Source organism: Agromyces sp. CCNWLW203 (assembly GCF_036576125.1).
In the GTDB taxonomy this organism is placed as follows: Bacteria; Actinomycetota; Actinomycetes; order Actinomycetales; family Microbacteriaceae; genus Agromyces.
On record NZ_JAZHYX010000004.1, the window covers coordinates 330928 to 357055 of the forward strand.

The window sequence follows — 26128 nt, forward strand, 5'->3', positions numbered from 1 at the left end:
GGCCCCGCGACATCCGCACCGCTCGTCAGTCGCTCGTGCAGATGAAGTCCTCGAAGTGGCCGGGCGTGCCCGAGAACGCCTTGCCGGTGTTGTTCTTGAGGTCCTTCGTGTAGACGATCGCCGCCTCCCGGTGCGCCGAACCGCCCGAGGCCTGCACGTCGCCGAGCGTCGGTGCGCCGTCGAAGTCGGAGCGGGCCCCGGTAACGTAGGCGAGCTTCTCGAGCCCGAGCAGGTTGTTCGGGTCGATCTTGCGCACGTCGTTCCAGCCGCCGTAGGCCGAGTTGCACGCGGTGTACAGGTTGTACGCACCGCCCCAGTCGAGCAGCTTGTCGCCGTCGTTCGGACCGTTGGCCGAGACATCCGCCTGCAGCACGTCACGGTCCCAGCCGCCGTACTGCCAGTCGGTGCCGTGGTGGTGCTGCCGGGTCTCCGCTCCGGTGTTCTCGGGCGCCGAGTCGGCGTACGCCGCCACCATCGTCTCCCAGGCGCCCGGATCGACTCCGGGTCGTGGCTGGTAGTCGATGATGTCGGCGCCGGCTTCGGTCGCGTTCGCGCCGTACCCGCCGAAGAGCACGTCGATCCACTGCCCATCGGCACCCGGAGCGTTCCGGCCCGGAAGGTCGGGCGCACCGACCACCGGGTTGCCGCGACCGCCCCACATGGCGTCGGCACCGTCGTCGCCGTAGGCGTAGTCGCCGCCGGAGTCGCCGTTCATCAGGTCGGCGCCCTCGCCGCCGTGCATCGAGTCGTGACCCGGTCCGCCGCGCATCTGGTCGGCCCCGCCCGCCTGGTGCCCGTTCAGCGCGAGCACCGAGCCGTCGCGGTCGTGCGTGAGCGACGTGCCGCGATACAGCGGATGCGCCTCGAAGGGATGCAGCACCGCGTCCTGCGCGCCCGAGTCGGGTCCGCCGATGTTGATGCCGGGAGGGCCCTGGCTCGTGTGCGTGACGATGTCGGGGTCGTCGGCATCGCTGCCGTCGACCTCGACGAAGCGGGTCTGCACGCCGCCGCGGTCGCCCACCATGGCATCCTCCCCGTCGCCGCCCCACATGGTGTCGGCCCCGAGTTCGCCGAACTGGTCGTCGTCGCCGTCCTCGCCGAAGAGCCGGTCGTCACCGTCCTGGCCCCACTGGCTGTCGTCGCCGTCGCCCGCTCCCGCCGAGATCAACGGGTTGGTGCCATTGCCGCCGAAGATGAGGTCGGCGCCCCAGACTCCAGCACCCGCGGGTGCTCCGACGTCGTAGCGGGTCACGTCGCGCTCGATCACCGCTGAGCCGTCGGCCGGCGGGTCGTTGTCGGGGTAGCGCTCCTCGTACACGGCGTACGCGGCATCCGGCCCCTCGTCCTCGACCGTGCGGTTCAGCTCACCGTTGTCACCGAGCTGGAAGTCGGCCTCGCCGTCGCCGAACAGCCAGTCGCCGGTATCCCGGTGGCCGGCGAGGTTCGAGCCGCCGAACTGGTCGTCCTGGCCGTCGGCCTCGGCCGGGCCGACGAGCGCGCTGCCGACGCTCGGCGCGCCGGGCAGGCCAGACGGCGGCGACACGATCGTCGGCAGCACACCGCCCACCTCGGGCGGCAGGAGGATGCCGGCGTACTGGTCGAGCTGCCGGTCGCCCACGACGACATCCGCGCCGCCGTTGCCGTGCTGGAAGTCGGCACCGCCGTCGCCGAACAGGAAGTCGTTGCCGTCCTGCCCGAACTCGGCGTCGACACCGGAACCGCCGTTCAGGATGTCGCGGCCGAACTCGCTCGCGGCGGGCCCGTCGAGGTCGTGGTACACGAGACCTCGCTTCGTCTCCACGTCGAGCTGGCTCGTCACGTAGTGGAATTCGCCCGGGGCCGGCGTGTCGAGCGCGGCGCACGAACTCGGGTCGAAGTCGATGCCGGGCACGTCGCGGACGATGCACGCGTTGTCGCCTGCGAGCACGTCGGCACCGCCGCCGCCCCACAGCATGTCACCCGCGTCAGGCTGGTCGGGGAAGGAGGAACCGCCGAGGAGGTCGTCCTCGTCGCCGTTGCCCTCGAGCCAGTCGCCGTCCTGGTCGCCCTCGACGAGGTCGTCGTGCGCGTTGCCCTGCACGAGGTCGTTGCCGCCCTCGCCGAACATCCGGTCGTTCTCGTCGTTGCCGACCATGAAGTCGCCGCCCGAGACGGTGTCGAGGTCGGCTCCGGTCTTCTCGGTGTCGAGCAGGCTCACCTCGCGGAACACCCCGCCGGTCACGGGATCGGTTCGCCAGGCGTCGGCGTCATCAGGGTCGGGATGCCGCGTCAGCACGGCGTTGTCGCCGGTCATGACGTCGTCTTCGCCATTGCCCTGCATCTCGATCTCGCCCTCATCGGGTGCCAGGTTCGCGCCGTCGGGGTCGGCGAGCGGATTCACCGGCGACGACCCTCCGATGAGGTCGTCGGCACCATCGCTCGCGTGGTCGGAGTCCTCGTCGAAGCCGAAGATCCGGTCCTGTCCGCCGTTGCCCTCGAGATGGTCGTCGTGTGCGCCGCCGCGCAGCGTGTCGGTGCCGTGGCCGCCGTAGCCGCGGTCGTCGCCGCCCGTCGGCCACGAGGCATCCGCCGTGTCGAAGTCGCCCCAGATGGCGTCGTCGCCGCCGACCGCGGGAGCAATGAGGGTGATCTCGGTCACCGGCGAACCGTTCGGCGTACGCGCATCCCAGCCGCCGGACGGCGGATCGACGAGGCGCGCCGGCGGTGCGATGGTTCCCCGGTCGCCGACGAGGTCGTCGGGACCGGCGCCGCCGACGAGCCGATCGCCGTCGAGCTCGCCGAACAACTGGTCGTAGTCATCGGCACCGTACAGGGCATCGACCGCGTCCTGGCCGTGGAACTCGTCGGAGCCCGTGCCTCCGTCGCCCGTGTCGGGCCCGTAGGTCGTGGCATCGGCCGAGGGCGTGATCGTCACCTCGTCGAGCGCGTCGAGCAGGCCGTCGGGGCCGAGCGCGATGTCGACGTCGTCACCGAACGCACGGTCGTCGTCGGCTCCGCCGTACATGACGTCGCCGACGTCGGCACCGGTCAGTCCGTTGTGGCCACCGACGATGAGGTCGATGCCCTCCTGTCCGTGCAGCTGATCGCTTCCCGCGTTGCCGAACACCACGTCGCTGCCGGGGCCGCCGTAGCCGACATCGGCATCCGCGTCGCCCCACACCTCGTCGTCGCCGGTCTCGCCGTGCAGTTCGTCGGCGCCGCCGTTGCCGTGCACGAGGTCTCGGCCCGCGCCGCCGTAAGCGAAGTCGGCACCTCCCTCGCCGGAGATCTCGTCGTCGCCGTCGCCACCGCCGAGCCTCGGGTCGCCGGCGCCCACGGTCTCGCTCGGGTGGGCGACTCGCGCGCCGGGCGCGCCGTCGATCGTGCCGTTGTCGCCGAGCACGAGGTCGTCGCCGCCGCCGCCGTCGGCGGTGTCGCCGCCCATGGTCGCCTCGTCGGCGCCGTCGCCGTCGCCGATGAGCTCGTCATCGCCGCTGTCACCGGTGATCGTGTCGGCGCCCGGGCCGCCCCACAGCTTGTCGTCGCCGTCGCCGCCGCCGACCGCTGGGTCGTCGTCGGACTGGCCGTGCACCTCGTCGGCACCCGCCTCGCCGGCGATGGTGTCGCCGCCCCGGCCGCCGTAGAGCAGGTCGGCTCCGCCCGAGCCGAACAGCTGGTCGGCGCCGTCGCCGCCTTGAATCTGGTCGGCGGAGCCGTCGGCCCCGGTCGTCGCGAGCCGGAAGCCGCCGAAGAGCAGGTCGTCGACGCCGCCGCCGTAGATCAGGTCGGCTCCGGCCTCGCCCTCGATCCGGTCGTTGCCGTCACCGGTCTGGGCCGGCGGCGTCTCATCGGCGATGCCCTCGGCGATCTCGGTGTCGCCATGCAGGCGGTCACCACCGCTGCCGCCGAGGATGACGTCGTTGCCCGCGCCGCCGATGATCGTGTCGTCGCCGTCGATCTCGTTCTCCACGCCCTCGGGCAACGGCGCGCCCGGCGGCACCTTGAGCTTGTCCTTGCCGCCGCGCAGCGTGTCGTTGCCGGCGTCGCCGGCGATCCGGTCGCCGCCCAGGCCTCCGTCGATCACGTCGTTGAGTCCGCCGCCGCCGAGCGTGTCGACGCCGTCGCCGCCCGTGATCTGGTCGACGCCGTCGCCGCTGCCGTCTCCGTTGTCACCGAAGGCGGTGTTCGTACCGTCGCCCAGCGTGACGGTGTCGTCTCCGGTGCCACCGGTGACGGAGTCGTCGCCCGCGCCGGTCACGATGGAGTCGTTCCCGACGCCGAGGAGTGCCTCGACCGGGGCGGTGAACGGCCAGCGGTTCGGCTCGGCGGGCGGAGGATCGTCGTCGACATTCGACTCGTTCTCCGGGTCCTCTCCGGCCTGGGCTCCCTCTCCCGATCCGGAGAACAGGAAGGAGTCGTTGCCGGTTCCCGCATCGAGCTTCACGCCGACGCCCGAGTACGGCTGCGTCTCGCCGAACGCCGAGACGCTGAACGCGAACTCGCCATCGCCGTCGGCCACCCGGCTCAGCTGCCTGACCGTGAAGTTCTCGTTCTCGACGTCGGTGAACGCGGTGCGGTCGCCCGCCCTCGGCCCGACGTTCAGCACGACCCATCCGCTCGAGTCGTCGGCGAGGATCGGCGTGTTGTCGGCGCACGACGAGGAGAACTCGAAGAGCGTGATCTCGGCGAGCCGCCAACTGTCGGAGTAGCAGAACGGGCACACGCCGAACTCGGCGAACACCTCGAGGAACGCCACGAGCTTGCCTTCGATGTCGAACAGGCAGATCGGCGTCGGGAACTTCTCGATGATCTCGTCGATGTGCATCCGGCCATCGGCCTCGGGCGTGTCGTTGAGGTTCAGCCCGAAGGTCGCGGTGATCCCGCCGCGCACGCCTGCCTCGGCGATGAAGATGTCGAGCTTCGCCCCCGCGGTGATCGTGCCCGAGACGGAGAATTCCGAGATGTCCTTGCCCGCGGCATCGAGGTCGGTCAGGTACAGGCTCTGCAGGAACGGTGCACCGATCGTGGCCGCATCGAGGCCCGCCTCGCCGGCGACGATGCGCTCGCCGAGCATGCGGATTCCGCGGGTCGACACTCCGGCGCCGAGTTGGGCGTTCGCGTCGAGCGCGCCGCCGATCGTCACGTAGAGCACACCGAAGAACGGTCCGAAGCTCATCGTGTACTCCATGTGCACGGTCAGGGGGTCGGGTCGCCACTCGACGACCGCGCAGTCCTTGCCGAGGAGCAGCCCGACGAGGCATTCGGGCTCGTCGAAGACGGGGATCGTGAAGTCGGACTCGTCGCCCGATCCCTGCGACTCCCCGAGTGCGTCGAAGGCGCCGGCCTGACCGGCGTCGGCGAGCGGGCTCTTCACCGATGCGGTGAACGCGGCCGCGTCGACGTCGACCGAGTCCTCGTCGTAGAGCTCTTCGACCTCGTCGGGGGTCGGGGGTGACGACGACCTCGCGGCATCCGCCGACAACGAGAGTTCGTCGACGAGGATGACCGATCCGCCGTTCGCGAGCTCCTTGGCGGCCGCGAGGAAGTCGAGCACCTGGTTCAGGTCCTTCAGGAGCGACACGTCGACGGCGCCCGTCGCCTCGGCGAGGTCGACCATCGTCACCGGCGGGCCGTCGAAGAACTCGGAGAGATCGCTGATCACCGGAATCGGTGAGAACAGGAATTCCCGGATCGGCTCGATCGGCTCGATGATCGGGTTGATGGTGTCGAGCACCTTGCCGAACATCTTCGTGAACAGCTCGCCGGCCTTGACACCGATGTCGTCGAGCCTGATCGTCGGATCGCTCGAGGTGTCGCCCGTGAAGCTCCAATCGAGCACGAAGTCGGCGGTGAAGCTCGGCAGCGTCGTGTTGACGCTGCTGTGGTTCGCGGCACCGGCTGCGATGCCCGTGTCGATGCCGAGGTCGAGGTGGATGCCGCCCGTGATGCTCGGTTCGCCGAGGAACTGGCCCACCTCGCCAGAGAGGAACGAGGTGATCGGGATCACACCCGTGCAGTGATCGGCGGGTGCCGCGATGCCGGCTCCGAACGGGGTTCCGTCGAGGTCGTCGCAAGCGGATGCCACGACGCCGAGTTGCGCGGTCAGGCTCGCCCCGCTCGCCTCACCTCCCGGCCGGTTGTCGGTCGCCTCCATGCCGATGAAGCCGATCCGTCCGGCGATCGGCACCGCCTCGACGAGGTGGGCGCCGAGATTCACGCGGATCTCCTCGGGACCGCCTGCCGCCTCCGGGTCGGCCAGGCCCGTTCCGGGCACGGGGTTGTCGAGCAGGTAGAAGCCGTCATCGCGCGAGATGCCGAAGCCGAGCTCGATCGTCCACCCCGCCTGCGCGGTGACCGTGCCGGTCAGCGAGAGCGGGAGGCCGGGCAGGCCGAGGTCCAGCGGGATCTCGGCGGTGCCGGGGCAGGCCGTGGCGTCGGGGCATCCGTCGCCCGCGATCGTGCGAGCACCCTGCCCGAGCTCGAGCTCGATGCGCAGGTCGAGGAGGTCGGTGAGCGGGGCGCCCGCAGGACACACCACCTCACCGCCAACTCCGTCGTCGCACACGGGGACGACGCGGAGGTCGGTGGCACCCGCGGTCGTGTCCCCGGCGGCCTCGGCGGGCCAGGTGCCGACGGCGCCGTATTCGGAGTCGCGCAGGACGCCGGCAGCGATGAGCTTGTCGGCGAGCGCCTGCCGCACGCCCTGCGGGCCGAACACCGCTTCATCGACGGTCGCGCCCGGCATGCCGGGGATCTGCGGGTCGTCGAGGAAGGCCTTCACGTCCGCAAGTCCGTCGGCGAGCGCCGTAAGATCCTCGCCGACGACGGGCAGCTGCCCGCCGGCCTGACTCGCCTGGATCGCGAGGTTCAGCAGCATGCCGATCGACTTCAGCCCGTCGGTCAGGCTGTCGAAGCTGAAGTCGAGCGCGTCGAGCGCGGTCGCGAGGGCGGCAGGCGCGTCGACCTCGGGCACGCTCGTCAGGTCGTCGATCGTCACCGTGAGGTAGTCGTCGGCGCTCGGGGTCTCGCGCGGTGCGCCGCTCAGCGTCTGCAGTCCCGTACCAGGGTCGTACAGCACGGGAAGCGCGGCGCAACCGAACTCGCCCGTGATCGGCGCCTGTCCTGGCGCCGCGCACTCGTAGCCGCCGTCGACCGGGGACACGGCGGTGAAGCCGAACGTGCCCGAGAAGAAGTCGCCGACGGGCAGCGGCGCCTCTGCGGCGTCGCCGGGCTCCGGGGCATCCGATCGCTCGAGCCCGAACTCGACGCCGACCGCGATGCGGCCGGTCTGGTTCGCCGCATCGCCCAGCTGGGCCGCGAACGGCCCGAGGTGCACGGCGAGCTCCGTCGCACCGGGCGACGATTCGGCGACCTCGGCCGTGATCGACAGGCGACTCGAGTCGAGCAGCCGCGGCGCGCTGGGGGCGTCGCCGGGTTCGAGGCCGACGACGACGCCGATCTGGAGCGCCGCGGCCAGCTCCGCGTGCAGTTCGCCCGCGCCGCTGGTGCCCGCGATCGCCGGGATGTCGGCATCGGCGAGCGAGAGCGGCACGTCGATCGCCGCGGCCTTCTCGCCCGAGAGGTCGATGACGAGCACGGGGTCGAGGGCGCCGCCGGCGTCGAGGTCGCGGAGACGGAACGCGACGCCGAGCCCGAGTGCGGCCTCGAGTTCCGTCTCGAACACGGCGAGGTCGACGGGCAACTGGCCGCCGCGGAACGCGTTGTACGAGTCCTTCAGCCCGGTGACGTCGCGCAGCAGACGCTCGATGCCCCGGTTCAGGAACGGCACGGTGGCACCGCCGCCGAGGGCGGAGTCCACCGAATCGAGGGCGTCGACGACCTCGCCGAGGCCGTCGAGCGCGCGCCCGAGGAGTCGGTCGGGTGCCGAGGTGTCGACGTCGAGGGCGCGAAGGAGCGCCATCTCGTCGTTCGCGCCGTTCGCCGTGAAGGTCGACGGATCGAACCCGGTGCCGGAGACGGTGATGGTGCCGGGATCGGCGGTGAAGTGCTGGGCCGGATCGGCGCCGTGGCCGTGCACCTCGAGTGCCGCGGACACCGAGGCGCGGCGGGTCGCCTCGGCGAGCGGGTAACTCGCGGCGCCGCCGCCGTTCGCATAGAGGCCCGCGAGGAGGTCGGTCAGTCGCGGGGTGGCGTCGCCGCCGGCGGCCGGATCCACATCGGCTTCGGTGGTCGCGTTCGAGCCGTCCTGTTCGAGCTCGTAGGTCCCCGTCACCGAGGATGGCACGAAGCCGATCTGCCCTTCGCCCACCAGGTCGACGGCGACCTCCTGCGTGAGGCGCACCTCGGCCCCGTCGACGAGTTCGGTCTCGAACCGCTCGTAGACCATCGGGTCCTCGAACTCGACGACCGCGGTCGCCGGGTCGTCCAGCCCTGCGGCCCCATCGCTGGATGCCTCGGAGAGGTCGATCACGATCGGCAGGTCGACCTCGACGGCGACATCCGTCGCCGGTGGCTGGGCGGCGCCCGCGGCGCTGACGCCGCGGAGGCCCGTCTGATCGAGGAGCTGGTCGCCGAAGGCGAGTTGCGCCGAGGGTTCCGGTGCCGGGAGGTTCGGATCGATCGGCGGCAGCACGACCTCCGGTACGCCGTCGAGCTGCGTCTCGACGTCGAAGTCGAGTCGCACCGACTCGTCATCGCGGTCGAAGACGGGCGTGATCGTGGCGTCGGCGCCGGTGATCTCGCTCGAGATCGCGTCGGCGAGGTCGCCGACGGTCGTGATGTCGACGGTGATCAGCGGCTCGACGGGGTCGGTCGGGTCGTCACCGGCAGGCTGGGTGACGGTGACGAGCGACTCGGCCAGTGCGGAGAACTCGCCGCCGAGGTCGTAGAGGTCGGCGAGGGTGCCGCTCAGCAGCGGCAGCTGCGCGTTGACCGAGGGGTGGCGTTGCAGCGCACGCAGCAGCGTGGCGTACTGCACGAGCCCCGAGACCAGGTCGACCGGGCCGATCCTCGTGAACGACTCGAATGCCGCGAGGTCGCCGTCCGTCGCGGTGAGCTCGGCGAGCAGGTCGGGGGCCGTCGCGAGGTCGGCGTCGAGCGAGAGCGACGGCGGGGTGATCGCGTCGAGCCCGAGCAGCGAGGAACCGAAGCGGATGTCGGCGGTCGCCTCACCGGAGACGTCGAACGTCGTGAGCTGCTCGGCGGGCATGGTCAGCTCGCCGGGAGTCTCCTCGCCGCCCTCGAAGGCCGGCGGCTCGAACATCGCGAGCCGGCCGTCGCCGTTGACGTCATCGATCGTCCCGCTCCATTCGGCCGTGACGTCGACGGAGCTGTCGCCGAGGATCTCGACGTCGCCGACGCCGACGGCCGCCGCGCCGCCCGGGAAGGCGAAGGCGTCGTCGCCGGCGAGGGCAGCGCTGAAGACGACCTCGGGTTCGCCGCCGGTCGTGTCGAGCCAGAATCGGAGCCCCTGCGGGTCGGTGCGTACGACTCCGGAGAAATCGAAAGCGAGGTCGTAGGGTGCCGGGTCGGCTTCGGCGGTGACGAGGCGGAGCGGTTGGCCGCCGGGGCCGTCGGGGTCGACGATCGCGAGCGCTGAATCGACGGTGCGCGACACCGTGATCGCGAGGTCGAAGCCGCGTGCATCCCCTGAGTCGACGAGGTTGCCGGTCGACAGCTCGAGGTGCGTGCCCGCGATGTCCGCATCGAGCCCGTCGACGGCGGCCATGAAGTCGGCCGTCGTTGCAGACTCGGCGAGACCCAGCAGTGCGGTCTTGACGCCCGTCTCGAGCGTGGCGGCGAGTTGCATCGCCGCGCCGGGCTGCACGACGGTCGCGCCCGGTGCGACATCGGCGAGCGGGAGCGCGCTCGCGAGCGGGCCGACGTCTTCGTAGTCGCCGAGCGCCACTTCGGCCAGCGCCGCGATGCCGGCACGCAGCTTCGCGACGTCCTGAGGTTCGGCGACCGGGTCCGCGTACGCGACCTGCGCGCCGGTCAGGGCGAGCGCCCATGCGCCGATCGAGGCGACGACGGCGAGACCGGGTCTCCAGTCGCGGCGTCGATGCTGGCCGTCACCGCCGATCGAGTGCAGGGTCGAGCGGTACAAGTCGTTCTGGGCACGCATGATAATCCCCCCGGGTGATGCCACCCCCGCGCATGCGGGTCGTCATGCGCTCGAGGCCCGTTCTACTCCCCTGCAGACTTCGCCGACAAGAGAAACCCTCACTTTGGGGGGCAAAATTGACCCCACGGCCGACTTCCGACTCCGCCGCCTACAATCTCCACATGCAAGACCGCGTGCACACGATCACCTCGATGGGCTCCGGCGCGCCGCGAGAGGGCGGCCCGGAGTCGGACCGTTCCGGGAGCGGCGCACCCCCTGGATCCGTCGCCGACGAGGGACGGGCCCACGGCGTCGAGCGCGCCATCGACCGCGCGCTCGCGATCCAGCGTCCGATCGTCGTGGCGCACCTCCGCAGCATCCGTCGCCGTGTACCCGACGCGACGCCCGAGCGGCTCGTTCGCGTGCTCGAGCGCCGCTACCTCGCCGCGGTCACGACGGGCGGCGCCGCGGTCGGCGCGACGGCGGTCATCCCCGGCGTCGGCACCGGAGTGACGCTCGCACTGTCGGGCGTCGAGACCGCGGGATTCCTCGAAGCGACGGCGCTCTTCGCCCAGTCGGTCGCTGAGGTGCACGGCATCCCGATCGACAATCCCGAACGGGCGCGGGCCCTCGTCATGACGCTCATGCTCGGCCGCGAGGGCAGCGACCTGGTGCGCCAGTTCGCCGGCCAGGCGACCGGAGCCGGCATCGCCCGCGACGCCTACTGGGGCGAGCTCATCACGAACAGCCTGCCGAAGGCGGTCATGGGCACGGTCGTCGATCGGCTGCGCAGCGTCTTCATCAAGCAGTTCGCGGTGCGCGGCGGTGCGGGAATCATCGGCAAGGCGATCCCGTTCGGCATCGGCGCCGCCATCGGCGGCATCGGCAACAACGTGCTCGGCCGGCGGGTGCTCGCCCAGTCGAGGCTCGCCTTCGGGCAGGCGCCGGCGGTGCTCCCGTTCGAGCTGGAGCCCGGGGATCGCGACACCATGTTGCGAGCGACGGGCGCACGGATGTCTCGAGCCGCTTCGGCCGTCGGACGTGCGGCACGTGCTCCGTTCAGGCGGGCGATCGGAGCCGGCCGCGGCCGCAACGGTTCCGAGGTCGTCGCCGAGGTCGACGTCGATGAGGTCGCTGCCGACGGGAACACCGCACGAGCCGAGAACGCGCGAGCGGATCGTGCCGACGCATCGGATCCCGACCGCCGCCTCGAATAGCGCCCCCGCCCGCCCGGAAAGTTTCGCTATATTCAGAATGTGCTGAAACTAGATCAGGCGCTCCCGCGCCCGGGAGCGACCCTGCGGTTCACGAGGATCGACGGCCCCCTCTGCCCGGTCGTGCTCGTGCATGGCGCGGGAATGGACCACTCCATGTTCGCCGCGCAGGCGACCGCCCTGATCGAGGCAGGCCACGCAGTGGTGACCTACGACCAGCGCGGGCACGGCGCCTCCCCGCTCGAATCGGGCACGCGATTCACGGCGACCGCCGCGCTCGATGACCTCGCAGCGCTCGTCGATCACCTCGAGCTCGACCAGCCGGCGCTGGTCGGGCATTCCCTCGGCGGCAACGTGGCCCAGGCACTCGTGCGCCGCGAACCGGAACGGATCGGCGCACTCGTCGTCATCGACTCGACCTGGAACACCGGACCACTCACCCGAGGTGAACGAATCGCGCTGCGCCTCGCCGCCCCGGCTCTCGCGGTCGTACCCGCCTCACGGCTCCCCGGGATGCTCGCTCGCGCCTCCGCCGTGACGCCCGACGCGATCACCGCGGCAGAGGCGGTCTTCGCGCGCATGCCGAAGCAGGTCTTCCTCGACGTCTGGCGCGCCACCGTGGCGTTCGTCGAGCCCGACCCGGGCTCTCGCGTGCCGATCCGCCTCTCACTCATCCGCGGTGAGCTCGATCGCACCGGCAACATCGCGACCGCCATGGCGGCCTGGGCCAATGCCGAAGGCATCCGAGAGCAGGTGATCCGCGGTGCCGGCCACCTGGTGACCCTCGACGCGCCCGAGGCCACGACCGCGGCACTCATCGACTTCCTCACGTCCGAACGCCATGACTGAGCACGACGAACAGGCTGAGCGCGACGAACGGGCCGCATTCATCGAGGCGGTCGGTGACGCACTCGCCGCCTGGAACCTCTCACGCGCCACCGGCCGGGTCTACGGGTTCCTACTGCTGCGATCCGAACCGGCGACCCTCGACACCATCGGAGCGGAGCTCTCGCTCAGCGCCGGCGGCGTCAGCACCGCCGCGCGCGAACTCGTGTCGTGGGGCCTCGCGCGCACGATCCCCCAGCCCGGCAGTCGGCGTCTCCGCGTCGAGGCCGTCGGCGGGTTCGAACAATTGCTGGCAGCGAGTCACGAGCGCACTCGTGCGTTCATCCGCACGCTGCGCTCCGGAACAGCGCTCACCGGCGACGTTCGGGCGAGCGAACGCCTCTCCGCCGTCACCCGGCTCTTCGAGAGTTATGTCGAAGCGGGCGACGAAATGCTCAGGCGGCACCGCGGCGACGACGGCGACCGCACGACGCAGGGTTGAACGCTCCGCGACATCCGAGCGCCGGCCGCCCGCCGGGCTAGCCGTCGAGCTCGTCCTCGTCCTGTTCGCCCGCGCGCACGTCGCGCTCGTCGATCTCCTCTTCGCCGGCATGCAGGGCGGCGAACCGCTCCCACTCGGCCATGAGGTGATCGACCGCAGCGTGGAACCGCGCCGTGGTGACGCCGGGCGTGGTGTCGCCGAAGTAGCGCTCGACCCAGACGCCGAGCCGCTCGAGCGCCGCCGCGTCGTGCGCCACGTCGTCGACGCGGGTGACCATCGCCGCGGACTCGGTCACCTCGAGCCACTCGCACGCCTGCAGGTAGCCCGAGGTGTCGATCTGCGCCTCGGGGTTGGCCGGACGGGTGATCAGCAGGGGCTTTCCGGCCGCCAGCCGGTCGTAGACCATCGCCGAGATGTCGACGATCGCGACATCCGCTGCCGCGAGCTGCCAGCCGAGCTTCGGACCGTCGTCGTAGACGTGCTCCGCGGTCGGGTCTGCGGCGTTCGCCGCCTCGATCGCGGCGATGATCGCGCGGTTCGCCGCGCCGTAGTCGTGGTCGACGACGCCCGATCGCGGGTGCGGCCGGTAGATCACGCGGTGGCGCCCGGTCGCGAGCAGGCCCTGCACGAGGGTGACGCCGTGCGTGGCGATCGACCCGTAGGCCGCGGCGCCGCGGTCGCCCTCCCACGTCGGCGCGTAGAGCACGACCTCGCGGCCGTCGGGCGTGTAGGGCAGGGCCGCGCCGTCGAGGTAGTGGTCGGCCTGGGGCCGGCCGATCGGAATGGCGCGCTTGTCGAAGTCGTAGTCCCAGAGCACCTTCTCGAGCCGCGCCCTGGCGGCGTCGCCCGCGATGAACGAGTAGTCGTAGGCCTTGAACTGGTTCGTCGTCATGTACATCTTGTCGGACTCGCCGTGGTTGATGAACACGTGCCAGCGGCGGCCGTACCGCATCATCTGGAAGTTCTTCGCGTTCTGGTTCACGTAGAAGACGACGTGCAGGTCCTGTTCGGCGATCACGCGTTCGAGGTCGGCGACGCGGCGCACGTAGGCGACCGGCACCGGCGACTCGTCGAGCAGGGTCAGCGCGGCACCCGACGCACGACTCAGGATGAGCACCGGATGGCGCTCGGCGAGCTCCGCGAGCGGGGCGTACCACTGGCGCAGCTGGTAGAGGTTGACCTTGCCGTCGGCGAAGTACACGCCGACCCGGAACCGGTGCGGCGACAGCGGCTCCTGCTCGGCGAGCTTCACGCCGAGCGAGCGCTGCGCACGTCTGGACCACATGATGTCCTTGGCCAGCTTGACGGCGCGTCTCGCGTCTTTCCTCAATCCCACTGTCCAAGGGTAGCGAGGTCGGTCTGAGCGGATGCCGCGTCGCCGGTGCCGCGGCAGCACTGAGAGCCGATCGTTACCGCGTGCAGTGAGCTCAGACCACTGGCGGGCGCCCGGCGAGCGTCATGCGCCAGATCGTGCGCCACCGCATCGGGCGCCGCTGCCCCGGGTGCTCGCTCCACCCGGCGCGCCATCCGGCGAACCAGGCCTTCAGCGCCGCCGGCTGCCGCGCCCAGCGCAGCGTCTGGATCGCGGTCCACGAGCCGACGTAGAACGGCACGAGCACGGCCGGGAGGTTGCGCCGCGCGAGCCAGACGCGGTTCCTGGCGTTCAGCCGGTAGTAGTACGCGTGACGGGCGGGGTCGATGACCGGATGCCCCGCCTCGAGGTCGCCGGCGTACCACGCGACGTGCCCGGTGTCCCAGACCCGCCAGGCGAGCTCGATGCCCTCGTGCGCGTAGAAGAACGGGTCAGCCCAGCCGCCGGTGGCGTCGAACACGGCTCGCGGCATGAGCACCGCGCCCTCCCAGCACGAGAAGACGTTGCTCGAGTGCGCCGGGTCGCCCTTGCGGATGCGCGGGATCCACCGCCGGGGCGACACCTCGCCGGTCGGGTCGACGACCCGGGGCTGGATCAACCCGATCTCGGGTCGCTCGGCGAGCATGCGGCATCCGTCGGCCAGGAAGGTCTCGCTCGGCAGGAACGCGTCGTCGTCGAGGAAGAAGATCGTCTCGCCCGTCACGAGCGGCACGCCGCGGTTGCGACCGGCGGGGATGCCGAGGTTCTCGGGCAGGTGCAGCGTCGTCACTCCCGCCGGGAGCGGCGGCTCGGCGGTCGCCGGGTCCCAGCCGTTGCCGACGCAGACGACGTCGGTGACGACGCCCTGTTGGGCGAGGATGCTGCGGAGGCCGCGGGCCAGGTCGTCGGGGCGTTTGCCCATGGTGAGCACGACCACGCCGACGCGCGGAGGTGCGACGGCTGCCTGATCAGGAACGGACACGACGGGAGGCCATGATCGCGACGAAGTGCCCGATCACGGAGAGCACCGCGAGCGGCAGGAGCACCACGAGCACGACGCGGTCGGTGATCGGCTGACCGGCGACGAGTCCGACGAGCGCTGCCGCGAGGGCGATGAGCGTGAGCTCGACCGAGTGGTAGAGGCGGTGGAACGGCAGGAACCGCGCGACCTTGCGGAGCTTGGCGATCAGGCCGCCGCGCGGGGCGGTCTCGCCGTGGGTGTCGGCGAGCTTCGCGAGGCCGGCGTTCGCACGCGCGACGTGCACCATGTCGTTCAGCGCCTTGTTGAGCACGATGACGAGGGCGAGGAGCGCCGCGATCGTCGTCCACAGGAAATCGGCCGGGAACTCGAGCGGGTACGCCGCGGCGCGGATGCCGAGCGCGAGCGGGATGAGCGCCTCGGTGGAGTAATGGCCCACCTTGTCGAGGAAGACGCCGGCGGGCGACGAGGTGCGGCGCCAGCGCGCGACCTCTCCGTCGCAGCAGTCGACGAGCATCTGCAGCTGGCCGAGCACCACCGCGAGCAGCGCACCCCAGATGCCGGGGATGAGGAGCGCCCCGGCCGTCGACCAGCCCACGAGGATCATGAGACCCGTGACGCCGTTCGCCGAGATCCTGGTCTTCAGCAGCATCCAGGTGAGGTACGGAGAGAGGTTGCGGAGGTACAGCGACGCCGTCCAGTGCTCGGCGTTGCGGCGACCGCGCACCTCGGGCGGCTGCGTCACCTCGCGGAGCTCGGCGATCGACGTGGGTCTCGTGGTGACCGGATCGGTCTGCGACATCCGTGTCACCTTCCCGTGTGCCTGGCGATGTTGCTCGTCAGCGACAGGTAGCCGAGCACGAAGCCCACCCCCCACGAGACGTGTATGCACGGCAACACTACGAGAAACCACGCCGCCGTGCGTGCGCCGCGCCCGCTGGCGTAGACCAGCGTGGCCGCGACGACGAAGAGCAGGTAGACGGCCGGCACGATGAAGCCGAGGAGCAGCCACGGCGCGGCTCCGAGCGCCGCCTGCACGAAGCCGGCGATGCCGACGATGAGCCCGAGCGCGACGCCGAGCACCATGACGGGCGGCACGAAGTAGCGGATGCCGTTCGCCGACGGGAACCGGCGTGCGAGTTCACCGCGCCAGAGACCGGTGGAGAACATCTGCCGGGCGAGGCGGTCGAGCGACGATCGCGGGCGGTACGTGACGCCGAGTCGCGGAGTGAACCACACGACGCCGCCCGTCTCGCGCAGGCGCCGGTTCAGCTCCCAGTCCTGGCCGCGCTTGATGGTCTCGTCGAACAGGCCGACGCGCAGGAGCGCGTCGCGGCGGAACACGCCGAGGTAGACGGTGTCGGCCGGGCCGGCTGAGCCGCCGACGTGGAACGCGGAGCCGCCGAGCCCGACCTTCGTCGTGTAGGCGAGGGCGACGGCCTGCTCGAAGGGGGTCTCGCCCTGCGCGTCCATGATGCCGCCGACGTTGTCGGCGCCCGTGCGCTCGAGCTCGTCGACCGCGATGCGCGCGTAGTCGGCGGGCAGCATCGAGTGCGAGTCGACCCGCACGACGACGGGGTACTGCGCCGCGCGGATGCCGATGTTCAGCCCGGCCGGCGTCGAGCCGACCTCGTTCTCGAGCACGCGCACACGGTCGTCACGAGCGGCGAGATCGGCGACCAGCTCGTTCGTGCCGTCGATCGACGGGCCGAGGGCGATGAGCACCTCGACAGGCCCCGAATAGTCCTGCGCGAGGATCGACTCGACGGCGGCCCGAACGTGTGTCGCATCGTTCAGCACCGGCATGACGTAGGAGACGCCGAGGAGCGATGCGGGCATCGCTTCAGGGTGGTTCTCGGGCATGTTCCTCACTCGTCGTTCGGGTCGATCGAGCCTAGCAGCAGCGCCCTCGAGCGACCGTCGGTGCACGAGAGCGGGCCCGGGCCCGTTGGGGCCCGGACCCGCCGGCCGGTCGATCGGTCGATCAGCCCTCGAACGTTCCGAGGGTCACGGTGACCGTCTGCGACTCGCCGTCGCGCGTGAAGGTCAGCTCGGCCTTCGCGCCGCCGGGCAGCGCCCGGACCTGCGCGGTGAGGTCGGTCTGGTCCGTGATCGGCACCCCGTTGAACTCGGTGACCACATCGCCGGCCTGAAGGCCCGCCGCGGCGGCCGCGCCGCCCTCGGGCGGCGCCTCGGCGATGAGCGCACCGACGGTGTCGCTCGATCCCTCGGCCTCGGCCGAGGTCACCGTGGCGCCGAGCAGGCCGTGCGTCGCGGAGCCGGTCTCGATGATCTCGTCGGCGATGCGCTTGGCCAGGTTCGACGGAACGGCGAAGCCGACGCCGATGTTGCCGGCGGTCTCGCCCTGCGCGGCGCCGCCCGTGGAGAGGATCGCGACGTTCACGCCGATGAGCTTGCCGTCGGAGTCGACGAGCGCGCCACCGGAATTGCCCGGGTTGATCGCGGCATCCGTCTGGATGACCGGGAGCGACACCTGACCCGTCGAGGCGTTGGGCTGCTGCGGGGTCTCGCCGCCCTCGGGGTCGGGCAGGTCGAAGAAGAAGTCGAACGGGCTGTCGGAGCCGTCGCCGCCCTCGCCGCCCTGGTCGCCCTCGCCCTGCGAGTCGTCGGGGGTGGCCGGCGCGGCCGAGGAGGCCACGTCGATCGAGCGGTTGAGCGCGCTGACGATGCCGTTCGTGACGGTGCCCGACAGGCCGAGCGGCGCGCCGATCGCGATCGCCGTGTCACCGACGTTGAGCTTGTCGGAATCGGCGAACTCGAGGGGCGTGAGACCCGAGGCGTCGGCCAGCTTGATGACCGCGAGGTCGGAGAGCGGGTCGGTGCCGACGAGCTCGGCCGCGTAGAGGTGGCCGTCGTTCGTCTTGACCTGGATCGCCGGGTCGCCCGTGGCACCGTCGAGCGTGACGACGTGGGTGTTGGTCAGCACGTAGCCGTCGTCGGAGAGGATGATGCCGGAGCCGGTGCCGCCCGACTGGGCGCCCGAGACCGAGATCGTGACGACGCTCGGGCTCGCCTTGGCGGCCACGGCGGTGATCTGGTTCACCGACTCGGTGTCGTTGACGACGATGTTCTGCGCGGAGCCTGCGCTCTCGCTCGTCGACGCGCCGTTGTCGTTCGTGAGCAGGGCGGTGATGCCGGCGCCCGATGCGCCGCCGATCAGGGCGGCGGCGACGATCGCCGCGGCGACACCGAGTCCGACGCGGCGCTGCTTGGGAGCGGCGGGAGCGGCGCCCTCGGCCGGGAGGCCGGTGAGCGGCACGGTCGGCTGCGTCTGGTTCTGGTGCTGCGCCTGCGCGGAGGGCGCGGAGGGGCCGCCGAAGGCCGGCGGCACCTGGCCGGGCTGCGCGGGGGCGGATGCCGCGGCGACGGGCTGGGTCGGCTGCTTCGTGTACTGCGGGGCCGTGTAGGGCTGGGGCTGCTGCCCGGGCTCGTAGACCGTACCGGTCGCGGCGGGGGCCGGGGCGGCAGGCGCCGCCGGGGCAGCGACAGGGGCTGCCGGCGCTGCGGCGGGAACTGCGGCCGGAGTGGCCGTCGTCTCGGGCTCGGCGGGCGCCGCGGCATCCGTCGACTGCGCTTCGGGGGCCGGAGTCTCGGTCGGCGCCGCGGTCTCGTTCGTCGCGGCGGAAGTCTCAGGGGCGACGGGCGCAGCGCTCTCGGCTGCCGCGGGCGTCGGCGTGACGTCGTCCTCGCGGGGCTCCCCCGCGGCTCCGTTCGTGGTGTCGGTCATGGTGTGCTCCTTCCAAGCAAAGCCAGCATCCCGAAGCAAGCTGTGCGCCCGATCGGCGGAGTCTATGACTCTGCTATCCCCGCGCCGGGATTTCTCCGAGTGCCGTCGCCGGGACCTTCGCTGCCTGCGCCAGCGTACTGGCCCTACCCTCGCGTACGGTGAGAACGTGAGCGACTTCTCCCCCGCACCGGGCCTCGCGCCGTGGCAGCGCACCGCGGCCGGCGCAGGCCTCCTCGCGGCCGACGGCTCGATCGCCCCCACGATCTTCGCCGAGATGAGCGCGCTGGCCGTGCGCACGGGGGCGATCAACCTCGGGCAGGGCTTCCCCGACGAAGACGGCCCGGCCGAGGTGCTCGAGGCCGCGCGGCAGGCGATCGCCGGTGGCGTGAACCAGTACCCGCCCGGCACGGGCATGCCCGTGCTGCGCGAGGCCATCGCCGACCATCAGCGGCGCTGGTACGGCATCGAGCTCGACGCGGCATCCGAGGTGCTCGTGACGGCGGGCGCGACCGAAGCGCTCGCGGCGACGCTGCTCGCCTTCGTCGACACCGGCGATGAGGTGGTGACCTTCGAGCCGTACTACGACGCGTACGCCGCGCTCATCGCTCGCGCAGGCGGCGTGCACCGCGCCGTGCCGCTGCACTGGAGCCGGGACGGCTCGCACTCCGGCTGGCGGCCCGACCACGACGAGCTGCGCGCGGCGGTGACCGACCGCACCCGGGTGATCCTCGTGAACTCGCCGCACAACCCGACGGGGGCCGTGCTCGACGCCGAGACGCTCGCGCTCGTCGTGGAGCTGGCCGAGCGTCACGACGCGCTGATCGTCACCGACGAGGTCTACGAGCACCTCGTGTTCGGTGCGGCGCACACGCCGATCGCAACCCTCCCGGGTGCCCGGGAGCGCACGATCTCGATCTCCTCGGGCGGCAAGACCTTCTCGACCACGGGGTGGAAGGTGGGGTGGCTGACGGCGCCCGCCCACCTCGTGACGGCCGTGCTCGCGGTGAAGCAGTACCTGACGTACGTCAACGGCGCCCCGTTCCAGCCGGCGATCGCGACGGGGCTCGGCCTTCCCGATGCCTTCTTCGCGGATGCCGCGGCGACCCTCTCGGCCAAGCGCGACCTGCTCGCCGCAGGTCTCGAGTCCGCGGGGTTCTCGCTCCCGCTCCCACAGGCCGGCTACTTCGTGATCGCGGATGCCGCGCCGCTCGGGTACGCCGACGGTGCCGAGCTGTGCCGGGCCCTGCCAGGGCTCGCGGGCGTGGTCGGGGTGCCGGTCACGGCGTTCGTGCACCCCGACCGGCAGAGCGACGTCGCGAGCCTCGTGCGCTTCGCCTTCTGCAAGCGGCGCGAGGTGCTCGAGGAGGCCTCGGCGAGGCTCGCGAGGCTCAGCGCGGGGTGACGGTGAAGCGGCGCAGGGCGAGTGCGGGGTTCACCGCGCGCACGGCGTCGATGCGGGCCTTCGAGATCCATGCGACCGCGACATCCGTCGTCTCGCCGATCGTGACGAGTTCGACGCCCATCGGGTCGACGACCATGCTGTTGCCGGCGCCGATCGGCGGCGCATGGTCGGCCGCGGCGACGTAGACCGTGTTCTCGAGCGCCCGCGCGGTCGTGAGCACGCGCCAGTGCGCCTCCTTCAGCGGGCCGCGCACCCACTCGGCGGGCATGCACACGACGTCGGCGCCGGCGTCGACGATGCGCCGGGTGACCTCGGGGAACCTCGCGTCGTAGCAGGTCTGCAGGCCGAAGCGGAGCCCTCCGGCCTCGAAGATCTCGGGCGCCTCGATCGCCCCCGGCGCGATCCAGGCCGATTCCTGCTGTCCGAACGCGTCGTACAGGTGGAGCTTGCGGTAGGTGGCGACGATGCCCGCCCCTGGTGCGACTGCGACGACGGTGTTCGCGACGCGGCGGTCGCCCTCGGCATCGCCCGCGCGATCGAGTCGTTCGATCATGCCGGCGACGAGGTGCACGCCGAGCCGGTCGGCGACCGCGGCGAGGTGCGACACGAACGCGCCGTCGAGCGATTCCGCAGCCGTCAGCCACCCGTCACCGGGTTCGGGCGTGAAGTGGCTCGAGTATTCGGGAAAGACCACAAGGCCCGCTCCGCGCGCTGCGGCGAGCGCGGCGAGCCGTTCGATCTCGGCGCGATTGCCGGCCGCATCGTCGCTCGGTGCGAACTGCGCAACGGCGATGCCGAAGCCCTCGGTCTCCCTCTGCATACCCACAGCCTATGGCGGTCTGCCCTGCGCCCACCGGTTCTCCGAAGCGGCTGGACTGATATCCTGAACCTCTGGCCAACCCCGAGGTTGGCGTGGTCGAGCGGCTGTGAGCGCGCAACGATCCGGGCTGGAAACCCCGGCAATCACGCGTTCTCCTCCGAAAGGTTCGGCTACGCCCATGTCCAATTCCTCCTCTCGGCGCTGGTGGGTCCTCGTGATCCTCGCGCTGACGCAACTCGTCGTGGTACTCGACGGCACGATCGTCAACATCGCGCTCCCCGAGGCCCAGCTCGCCCTCGGCCTCAGCGACTCCGAGCGTCAGTGGGTCGTCACCGCGTACGCGCTCGCGTTCGGAGCCCTGCTCCTGCTCGGCGGCCGGATCGCCGACTACTGGGGCCGCAAGCGCACCTACCTCGTCGGCATGGCCGGCTTCGGCGTGGCATCCGTCATCGGAGGCATCGCCCAGAGCGGTGCTGAACTGATCCTCGCCCGCGGCCTGCAGGGCGTGTTCGCCGCCCTCATGGCGCCGGCCGCCCTCGCATTGCTGACGGTGACGTTCCCCGGCGGTCGTGAGCGCAACACTGCGTTCGCCGTGTTCGGTTCGGTCGCCGGCGCTGGCGCCGGCGTCGGGCTCGTGCTCGGCGGCCTGCTCACTGAGTTCGTCGACTGGCGGTGGTGCCTGCTCGTCAACGTGCCCGTCGTGATCGTGGGAATCGTCGCGGGCGCGATGCTCCTCACGGAGAGTCGCGCGGAGGGCGACAATCGCTACGACTGGCTCGGTGTCGTCACCGTCGCGCTCGGCCTCGCGTCGCTCGTGTTCGGCTTCACGCTCGCCGAGCAGAGTTGGGTCTCGATCGGCACGATCGGCTTCATCGCCGTGGGCATCGCACTGCTCGCCCTCTTCGTGTGGGTCGAATCGCGGGTCGCCCAGCCGCTGCTCCCGCTCCGCATCGTGCTCGACCGTGTGCGCGGCGGCGCCTTCCTGCTGCAGGCGATCGCCGGCAGTGTCATGATCGGCGCCACCGTCTACCTGACGTTCCACCTGCAGATCGTGCTGGGATTCTCGCCGTTGCAGGCGGGCCTTGCGAGCCTGCCGCTGACGATCGTCATCGCGCTCGTCGCTCCCCTCGCGACGCGGTTCCTGTCGAGGTTCGGTGCGCGCCCGCTCATGATCGCAGGCCCGCTCATCGCAGCAGCCGGACTCTTCGTGCTCAGTCTCATCACCGTGGGCGGCGACTACCTCGTGCAGGTGCTCCCCGCCCTCGTGCTCCTCGGCATCGGCATGTCGATGCTCTTCGTGCCCATGCAGAACCTCGCGCTCGCCGGCGTCGCCGGGCACGATGCCGGAGCGGCGAGCGCGACCGTGAACGCCGCCATGCAGATCGGCGGTTCGCTCGGGCTGTCGATCTTCACGACCGCCTATGCAGCAGCGTCGGGCGGTGTCGTCGTCGCAGGTGCATCGAGTCGGCTCGACGCCTTCGTCAGCGGCTACTCGGCCGCGTTCGTCGCCGCCGGCATCGCGATGCTCGTCGGCTGCGTGCTCGCGATCGTGCTGATCAGGCCGAAGCGCACGGACGCTGCGGCGCACGTCGAGACGGCGCCGACGGATGCTGCGGAGCAGGTGCCGACCGTTCGGTGACGCGACCCGGCGTCAGTGCCGCACGACGCCGACCGCGCATGGCCGCAGGCACTGGACCCCCCGGTTCCAGTGCCTGCGGCAGTCTCGAGTTCGTCGGGCGGCTAGCCGTTCGACTGGGCGAGCTCCCGGCCGTGGGCCGTGATCGCGTAGATGACGAGGATGTCGATACCGATGACGATGATCGACCACCACGGCTGCGCCGGGATCAGCAGGAGCTGGCCGAGTGCGCTCAACGAGACGATGATGATCGCGAGGACCCTCGCCCACGTCGCGCCGGAGAGCAGGGCGACACCGGTGAGCACGAGCAGGAGGCCGATGATGAGGTTCCACCATCCCCAGCCCGTGATGTCGAAGAGGAAGAGGCCCTCTTCGGTGACCGTGTAGTAGGTGTTGGAGCCGAGTAGCGCGACGAACGCCTGCAGTGCGCTGAACGCACCGTTCAGGATGAGGATGATGGCCGCGAAGCCGATCCATCCGATCCACCCGGTCTGCTGTGGAACCGTGCTCATTTGAGTGCCCTCCTGCTCGGCGCCGCGACGAGGAAGTCGGCCGGCGTTTCGGTTGAACATTCGCCAGCGTGGCCCTGATCGCCGCACGGGACATCATTCAGATCGCATGAATGCTCGTTTTCGCGCTGGCCGGCGTCGAGCGCGGGCATCCGCAGCCCCGACGCCGCGACCGACACACCCGATCTGGGCGTTGTTGCCCGGCGCCTCGGTCAATATGCTTCGACCGTGCGCGGTGATGTCCCGACGGCGGAGACGCCGGATGTCGAGCTCGATCAGCAGTTGCTCGACGCCAAACTTTCGGCTCCGGAGCAACCGGCCGGTGGGCGCGTCAGTCGCGCGGTTCAGATCGACGCCGCCCGCTCGAGCGGCCGACGATTCGTCGGCGTGACGGCTCCGGCCGGGTATGGCAAGTCGACCTTGCTCGCCGAGTGGGCGCGCCGTGACGATCGGCCGGTCGCGTGGGTCTCGCTCGATCGATTCGACGACGACCCGGCAGCGCTCCTGACCCTGCTCGCCGAGGCCTTCGCGCGCATCGAGCCGAGTGCTGCGCGACTGCCGCGGCGGGTGACGGGCCATGCCACAGCCGTGCTCGGCCGCGGGGCGCCGTTGCTCGCCGCAGCGCTGAGCCGCAGCGCGCATGCCTTCGTGCTCATGCTCGACGACCTGCAGGAGCTCAGGGACCCCGCCTGCCACGACGCGCTGAGTGTCGTCTTCGCGGGAATTCCGGCCGGATCGCAACTCGTCGTGGCGAGCCGCAGCGAATCGCAGCACCTGCCCCGAGCCCGCGCCGCGGGCGATGCGCACACCATCACGGTGAGCGACCTCGCGCTCGACGCGGCCGGGGTCCGAACCATCTTCGCGGGCACGCAGGTGCCGCTCTCCCCCGAGGAGGCGGTCGAACTCGTGGAGCGCACCGAGGGCTGGCCGGTCGGCGTCGTGCTCGCCGCGGCGATCGCGGAGGACGGCGGCGAGGCGCCTGAGACCGTCTCGGGAGACGACCGCTACGTCGCCGACTACCTCTATCGGGAGTCGCTCGTCACGCTGCCGGAGCATCTGCAGCAGTTCCTCCGTCGGACGGCCGTGCTCGACGCCTTCTCCGCGCCTCTCTGCGACGCGATCCTCGACACGCATGACGCCCAGTCGATGCTGCGACAACTCGACGAGTCAAACGTCTTCATCGTGCCGCTCGACCGCAGCAGGAGCTTGTACCGCTACCACGCGCTGTACCGGGAGTTCCTGCTGGGCGAACTGCGCCGCCTCGAACCCGAGATGCTGCCGGAACTCCGCGGCCGTGCGGCGACCTGGTTCGAGCAGCAGGGGTCCCCCGCGATGGCGATCGAGTTCCTCCTCGACCAGCACGACCAACGTGCACGAACTGCTCGGCTGGTCGCCGCGACCGCGTTGCCGAGCTACCAGTCGGGCCAGATCGCGACCGTGCAGCGCTGGATGACGGCGATCGGCGACCCGGCGATCGAGGCGTATCCGCCGCTCGCCGTGCTCGCCGGGTGGGTCACGGCGCTCTCAGGACAACCCACGGAGGCGGCGCGCTGGGCCGCCGTCGTCGACCGCGCCTCATACGAGGGGCCGCCCGACGACGGCACGGCGTCGTTCGCGTCCGCACGCGCGATGCTCCGCTCCGTCATGTGCCGGTCGGGCCCCGCCCAGGCGCTCGCGGACGCCGAGTTCGCATGGGCGGCGGAACCGGACTGGAGCCCCTGGCGCGATCAGGCCCTCCTGCTGCTCGGCGAGGCCCGGCTGCTCGTCGGCGACGTCGTGGGTGCCGCCGCGGCGCTCGACGAGAGCGTCTTGGTCGCCGCCTCCCTGGGCAACGCGGAGGGACTGATCCTGTCCGCTGCCGAACTCGCGCTGCTGGCGATGGACGCCGGGCGATGGGACGAGGCGGCGGCCCAGGTGACGGCGGCCATCGACGCCATCGACGAACGGCGCATGGACGACTATGCCACCGCGGTGCTGGCGTTCACCCAGGCGGCTCGTCTCTCACTCCACCGCGGTGACCTCGTCGCCGTGCGCCGAGAACTCACGCGCGCGATGCGCGCCCGACCCGCCTGCACCGACGCCATCCCCTACCTCGCCGTGCGGGCCCGACTGCAGCTCGCCAAGGTGCACTGGGCGATCGCCGATCACTCGACCGCCCACCACCTGCTTCGCGAGATCGACGACGTGCTGCTCATCCGTCCCGACCTCGGCACGCTCGTCGACCAGGTCGCCGACTTCCGTCGCTTCATGGCCGCGAGCGAGCAGCAGGGCGAGCAAGGCGGTCCGCCGCTCTCGCCGGCGGAACTTCGACTGCTGCCGTACCTGCAGACCCATCTCTCGGTTCGGGAGATCGGCGAACGGCTCTTCGTCTCGCGAAACACGGTGAGCTCGGAACTCGGATCGATCTACCGCAAGCTCGGCGTCTCGGCACGGAGCGACGCCGTGCTTCGTGCTACGCAGCTCGGTCTGCTCGGCTCCGGGCTCTGAGTTCCGGGCCGGAGCACTGGGCTCTGGGCCGGCTACCGCGGCTCTTCGGCTCCGAACTCCACGACGTCGATCTCGAGGTCGTGGCCGAGCGCCAGCGCGACCTTCGGGGCCGCTGCGACGACGCGGGGCAGCCCGACCACGGGGATGATGCCGACGAGCACGTCGACGACCTGTGCCGCCGTCGAACCGGCGCTGATCGCCGCGTCGATCTGCGCCCCGAACGACGGTTCGGCACCGCCGACCGCCACGAGCGCGGCGACCCTGGCGAGCGCCAGCGCCTTGGGGTCGAGTCGACCGGAGGCGCTCGGGTCGTCGAACTCGACTACGGCGAGCCGCTCGTCATTGATCGCGAGCCGTCGCAGCCGGTCGGTGTAATCCATGAGACGGTTCCCCCTCAGCTCGGCGTTCGAATCGCCCTGACGACAGACAACCCCCGTCTGTTTCCCTCCGCATCACCTACAAGGGATGATTCGTCGACGCGATCAGCGTGAAAGCAGGCACCCTGAACGCAAGCAACGTGAATGCAAGCACTGCGCCGGTGACACGGAAAAGGAGAGCCCCCATGCTCTCCACTCTCAGGATATCGCGAGGAGGGGGGCTTGCGGCAAGGGCC

The 26128-nt window shown here is 71.1% G+C and carries 15 protein-coding genes; 6 read left to right on the plus strand and 9 right to left on the minus strand.

Features of this window, described 5'->3' with window-relative positions; genetic code table 11:
• Window positions 1-25: 25 nt before the first annotated feature.
• On the minus strand, window positions 26-10063 hold the full coding sequence (locus VPH61_RS11865) for a calcium-binding protein (RefSeq protein ID WP_332063689.1): 10038 nt from the start codon (window positions 10061-10063) through the stop codon (window positions 26-28).
• Window positions 10064-10224: 161 nt separating this feature from the next.
• Between VPH61_RS11865 and VPH61_RS11870 the strand changes: the two genes are divergently transcribed.
• The 3 genes from VPH61_RS11870 to VPH61_RS11880 are packed head-to-tail and all read left to right on the plus strand — an operon-like array spanning window position 10225 to window position 12583.
• Window positions 10225-11259 carry a hypothetical protein gene (locus tag VPH61_RS11870; RefSeq protein WP_332063690.1) on the plus strand — a complete coding sequence of 345 codons (1035 nt, stop codon included), beginning with the start codon at window positions 10225-10227 and terminating at the stop codon, window positions 11257-11259.
• A gap of 39 nt (window positions 11260-11298) precedes the next feature.
• Window positions 11299-12105, plus strand: coding sequence for an alpha/beta fold hydrolase (locus tag VPH61_RS11875; protein ID WP_332063691.1), 807 nt, complete (start codon window positions 11299-11301; stop codon window positions 12103-12105).
• Window positions 12098-12583 (plus strand): GbsR/MarR family transcriptional regulator, encoded by a 486-nt coding sequence (locus VPH61_RS11880; RefSeq protein WP_332063692.1) that lies wholly within the window; start codon window positions 12098-12100, stop codon window positions 12581-12583. Before VPH61_RS11875 ends, VPH61_RS11880 begins: the two co-directional genes overlap by 8 nt.
• Before the next feature lie 37 nt (window positions 12584-12620).
• Here VPH61_RS11880 and VPH61_RS11885 read toward each other — a convergent pair whose 3' ends face one another.
• From VPH61_RS11885 to VPH61_RS11905, 5 genes are all read right to left on the minus strand, one after another.
• On the minus strand, window positions 12621-13919 hold the full coding sequence (locus VPH61_RS11885) for a CDP-glycerol glycerophosphotransferase family protein (RefSeq protein ID WP_332063693.1): 1299 nt from the start codon (window positions 13917-13919) through the stop codon (window positions 12621-12623).
• Window positions 13920-14010: 91 nt separating this feature from the next.
• Window positions 14011-14856: a glycosyltransferase family 2 protein gene (locus VPH61_RS11890; RefSeq protein ID WP_442879097.1), complete on the minus strand. Its 846-nt coding sequence runs from the start codon at window positions 14854-14856 to the stop codon at window positions 14011-14013.
• A 46-nt stretch (window positions 14857-14902) separates the two neighbouring features.
• A complete protein-coding gene (locus VPH61_RS11895; protein ID WP_332063695.1) occupies window positions 14903-15715 on the minus strand; it encodes a CDP-alcohol phosphatidyltransferase family protein in 813 nt (270 codons plus the stop codon).
• A 5-nt stretch (window positions 15716-15720) separates the two neighbouring features.
• Window positions 15721-16752: a glycosyltransferase family 2 protein gene (locus tag VPH61_RS11900; protein WP_332063696.1), complete on the minus strand. Its 1032-nt coding sequence runs from the start codon at window positions 16750-16752 to the stop codon at window positions 15721-15723.
• Between the two features lie 145 nt (window positions 16753-16897).
• The gene (locus VPH61_RS11905) at window positions 16898-18661 is read right to left on the minus strand and encodes a S1C family serine protease (RefSeq protein WP_332063697.1); all 1764 of its coding nucleotides are present in this window, start codon (window positions 18659-18661) and stop codon (window positions 16898-16900) included.
• 166 nt (window positions 18662-18827) lie between these two features.
• Between VPH61_RS11905 and VPH61_RS11910 the strand changes: the two genes are divergently transcribed.
• On the plus strand, window positions 18828-20063 hold the full coding sequence (locus VPH61_RS11910) for an aminotransferase class I/II-fold pyridoxal phosphate-dependent enzyme (protein WP_332063698.1): 1236 nt from the start codon (window positions 18828-18830) through the stop codon (window positions 20061-20063).
• Here the strand turns inward: VPH61_RS11910 and VPH61_RS11915 are convergent.
• Complete coding sequence (locus VPH61_RS11915) at window positions 20050-20883, minus strand: carbon-nitrogen hydrolase family protein (protein WP_332063699.1); 834 nt, start codon at window positions 20881-20883, stop codon at window positions 20050-20052. The genes VPH61_RS11910 and VPH61_RS11915 overlap by 14 nt on opposite strands.
• 178 nt (window positions 20884-21061) lie before the next feature.
• Between VPH61_RS11915 and VPH61_RS11920 the strand changes: the two genes are divergently transcribed.
• The gene (locus VPH61_RS11920) at window positions 21062-22522 is read left to right on the plus strand and encodes an MFS transporter (RefSeq protein WP_332063700.1); all 1461 of its coding nucleotides are present in this window, start codon (window positions 21062-21064) and stop codon (window positions 22520-22522) included.
• A gap of 101 nt (window positions 22523-22623) precedes the next feature.
• Here the strand turns inward: VPH61_RS11920 and VPH61_RS11925 are convergent, their stop codons facing one another.
• Entirely contained in the window at window positions 22624-23031 is a 408-nt protein-coding gene (locus VPH61_RS11925) for a DUF7144 family membrane protein (RefSeq protein ID WP_332063701.1), read from the minus strand.
• A 225-nt stretch (window positions 23032-23256) separates the two neighbouring features.
• Here VPH61_RS11925 and VPH61_RS11930 point away from each other — a divergent pair, with 225 nt between their 5' ends.
• Window positions 23257-25515: a LuxR C-terminal-related transcriptional regulator gene (locus VPH61_RS11930; protein ID WP_332063702.1), complete on the plus strand. Its 2259-nt coding sequence runs from the start codon at window positions 23257-23259 to the stop codon at window positions 25513-25515.
• 32 nt (window positions 25516-25547) lie between these two features.
• Here the strand turns inward: VPH61_RS11930 and VPH61_RS11935 are convergent, their stop codons facing one another.
• Window positions 25548-25895 carry a carboxymuconolactone decarboxylase family protein gene (locus VPH61_RS11935; RefSeq protein WP_332063703.1) on the minus strand — a complete coding sequence of 116 codons (348 nt, stop codon included), beginning with the start codon at window positions 25893-25895 and terminating at the stop codon, window positions 25548-25550.
• Window positions 25896-26128: the final 233 nt, after the last annotated feature.